The organism is Mesorhizobium silamurunense, assembly GCF_014843825.1.
Taxonomy (GTDB): domain Bacteria; phylum Pseudomonadota; class Alphaproteobacteria; order Rhizobiales; family Rhizobiaceae; genus Mesorhizobium; species Mesorhizobium silamurunense.
On record NZ_JHQR01000379.1, the window covers coordinates 1 to 1,754 of the forward strand.

The 1,754-nt window shown below is 65.0% G+C and carries 2 protein-coding genes and 1 pseudogene; 2 read left to right on the forward strand and 1 reads right to left on the reverse strand.

The window, feature by feature from the left end; genetic code table 11:
- On the reverse strand, positions 1-687 hold a 687-nt coding region (locus tag DH10_RS34005; RefSeq protein ID WP_192385839.1), incomplete at its 3' end, for a DUF2336 domain-containing protein.
- Between the two features lie 147 nt (positions 688-834).
- Here DH10_RS34005 and DH10_RS34010 point away from each other — a divergent pair.
- Together DH10_RS34010 and DH10_RS34015 are read left to right on the forward strand one after the other, a co-directional pair.
- Positions 835-1,293, forward strand: a pseudogene (locus DH10_RS34010) (MaoC family dehydratase); the annotation flags it as partial.
- On the forward strand, positions 1,293-1,754 hold a 462-nt coding region (locus tag DH10_RS34015), incomplete at its 3' end, for an aldolase/citrate lyase family protein (RefSeq protein WP_246811686.1). The pseudogene DH10_RS34010 and the gene DH10_RS34015, both read left to right, overlap by 1 nt.

Below are 1,754 nucleotides of genomic sequence, written 5' to 3' on the forward strand. Positions count from 1 at the left end.
CGTGCCATCGATCAACGTCACCGAAGCCTTCACGCAGGCGTCGCGCATCACCCGGTCGGCGCGGGTGGCGCCCATCAGCGCCAGCACCAGCGGCGAGCCTTTCAGCGTCTCGCCGAGCTTGACCAAAAGCATGTGCCGGCAATCGGCGGGCAGGCGCGCATCGGCGATCAGCGCCTCGCGCACCAGCGGCAGGTGGCCGTGCCGCTCGGCCATGCGGCGGAAGCTCAGCGACGCGATGTCGGCGCCGCCATTGGCAACGAGCGTGGCGCAGGCTTCCGGCTCGCCGATTTCAGCGATCGCGGCCGCAAGCGGCATCGAGACGACGGGGCGGTTGGCTATGAGCTTCTGGGTGGCCTTCTGGCCGCAGGCGACACGGTCGATGAGGTCGGCATCGGTAAGCAAAGGCGAACGCGCCAGCACCAGCGCCGCCACTTCCGGTTGGTCGGAGGCAAGTGCTGCGATCACCTGCGGCGGCGCGTGGTGGCTCATCGACAGCGCTTCGGCGAGCGAATGTCGAACCTTGGCGGAGACGTCGTCGAGCAGCAGCGTGAGCGCCGCCTCGGCGGCGCAGCGATCCTCGAACGGCAGGTCGGAATTTATGTAGGCGCGGGCCAGCGCGCTCGCGGCGGCGGCGCGCTCGGAAACCCTTGCCGTATCAATCCATTTTAGAAAATGCGAAACAATCATGCCGACCAGCTACGCCCTTGCCGGAGCGTTCCCCGGCCCCGTTGTGAACGGTAGGCTGGAAATGGTTTACGAACGGTTCACCATGTTTCTTAACCGGCTTGATGGAGCCGCGACCAACGCCTATCAAGCAAGGATAAGCGGAGGAGATCGACCATGGCCGGGCTTTATTTGGAAGAGTTCGTCGTCGGCCATGTCTTCCGGCACACGCTGCGCAAGACCGTCACCGAAAGCGACAACATGCTGTTTTCGGTGATGACGCTGAACCCGCAGCCGCTGCACATCGATTTCGACTTCGCCGCGAAGAGCGAATGGGGCAAGCCGCTCGTCAATTCGCTGTTCACGCTCGGCCTGACGATCGGCATTTCGGTGAACGACATCACCGTCGGCACCACCGTCGCCAATCTCGGCATGAAGGAGACCGTCTTCCCGCACCCGGTCTTCCACGGCGACACGATCCGGGTCGAGACAACGGTCGTTTCGGTGCGCGAGTCCAAGTCCAAACCCGATCGCGGCATCGTCGAGTTCGAGCATCGCGCCTACAATCAGGACGATGTTCTTGTCGCCAAATGCACAAGGCAGGCGATGATGATGAAGAAGGCAGCCTGATGCGCTCGCTGCTCTTCGTGCCCGGCGATTCCGAGCGCAAGCTGGAAAAGGGCTTTGGCGCCGGCGCCGACGTGGTCATCGTCGACCTCGAGGATTCGGTCGCCGCCGCCAACAAGGCGGCAGCACGCGCGGTCGCGGCGAGCTTCATCGCTGGCCACCGGCGGCAAGCCAGCTCCGCCATCTATGTGCGGGTCAACGATCTGACGACCGGTGTGACCGACGATGACCTCGCGGCCCTCGTCCCGGTGGAACCCGACGGCATCATGCTGCCGAAGTCGAACGGCGGACAGGACGTCCAGCAGCTGGCGGCCAAGCTTAGAGTGCATGAAGCCGAAAGCGGTCTGCCGGACGGCGGCATAAGGATCCTGCCGATCATCACCGAAACTGCGGCCGGCGTGCTGGCGGCGGCGAGCTATGCCGGGGCAAGCGCGCGCCTCGCCGGCCTGACCTGGGGCGCGGAG